This window comes from Arthrobacter cavernae (assembly GCF_017368795.1).
Taxonomy (GTDB): domain Bacteria; phylum Actinomycetota; class Actinomycetes; order Actinomycetales; family Micrococcaceae; genus Arthrobacter; species Arthrobacter cavernae.
This window is the reverse complement of record NZ_JAFNLL010000109.1, coordinates 1-1,249: the sequence shown is the minus strand read 5'-3', so window position 1 is coordinate 1,249 and position 1,249 is coordinate 1. Positions and strand designations below refer to the sequence as shown.

The 1,249-nt window shown below is 66.6% G+C and carries 1 protein-coding gene; it reads right to left on the bottom strand.

Going from position 1 to position 1,249, the window contains the following annotated elements; all coding sequences use genetic code 11:
- A partial coding sequence (locus J1902_RS19020; protein ID WP_504739370.1) for a pyruvate dehydrogenase E1 component-related protein occupies window positions 1–1,235 on the bottom strand: 1,235 nt, incomplete at its 3' end.
- Window positions 1,236–1,249 lie beyond the last annotated feature (14 nt).

Here is a 1,249-nt window from a genome sequence, read left to right as displayed (position 1 = left end):
GGTCCGAGGCCGTAGCCCTTGACGGTCTTGGCGAGGATGACGGTGGGCTTGCCCTTGAACTCGGCGGCGGCCTTGTACGCGGCGTAGACCTTGCGGTAGTCGTGGCCGCCGCGCTTGAGCTGCCAGATCTGCTCGTCGGTCAGCTCCGCGACCATGTCCTTGGTCTGCGGGGTCTTGCCGAAGAAGTGCTCGCGGACGAAGCCGCCGGACTCGGCCTTGTAGGTCTGGTAGTCCCCGTCCACGGTCTCGTTCATGATCTGCACCAGGGAGCCGTCCTGGTCCTTCTCGAGCAGGGCATCCCATTCCCGGCCCCAGACGACCTTGATGACGTTCCAGCCCGCGCCGCGGAAGAACGCCTCGAGTTCCTGCATGATCTTGCCGTTGCCCCGGACCGGGCCGTCCAGGCGCTGGAGGTTGCAGTTGATGACGAAGTTCAGGTTGTCCAGGTTCTCGTTCGCGGCGAGCTGGAGCAGGCCGCGGGACTCGGGCTCGTCCATTTCGCCGTCGCCCAGGAACGCCCAGACCTGCTGGCCGGAGGTGTCCTTGATGCCGCGGTCGTGCAGGTAGCGGTTGGACTGGGCCTGGTAGATCGCGTTCATCGGGCCGATGCCCATGGACACGGTGGGGAACTCCCAGAAGGCCGGCATCAGGCGCGGGTGCGGGTAGGAGGAGAGCGCGTGGCCTTCCTTGGACTTCTCCTGCCGGAAACCGTCCAGGTCCTCCTCGGAGAGCCGGCCTTCCATGAACGCCCGGGCGTACATGCCGGGGGAGGCATGGCCCTGGAAGAAGACCTGGTCCCCGCCCGAGGCGTGGTCCTTGCCGCGGAAGAAGTGGTTGAAGCCGACCTCGTACAGGGTCGCGGCCCCGGCATAGGTCGAGATGTGCCCGCCCACGCCGATGTCGGCCCGCTGCGCCCGGTGCACCATGACCGCGGCGTTCCAGCGCATGTACGCCCGGTAGCGGCGCTCGTACTCCTCGTTCCCGGGGAACGGCGCTTCCTGGTCCACCGGGATCGTGTTCACGTAGTCCGTGGTGGTCACCATCGGCACGCCCACGCTCCGGGCACCGGCCCGCTGCAGCAGGCTGCGCATGATGTACTGGGCACGCTCCGTGCCCTGCTCCTGGATCAACGCATCCAGGGACTCGATCCACTCCGCGGTCTCTTCCGGATCACGATCAGGCAGCTGGGCAGTCAACCCGCTGAGGATATGGGAGGTCTCTTCTCCTGCAGCCACGTCCAACCTCTCTT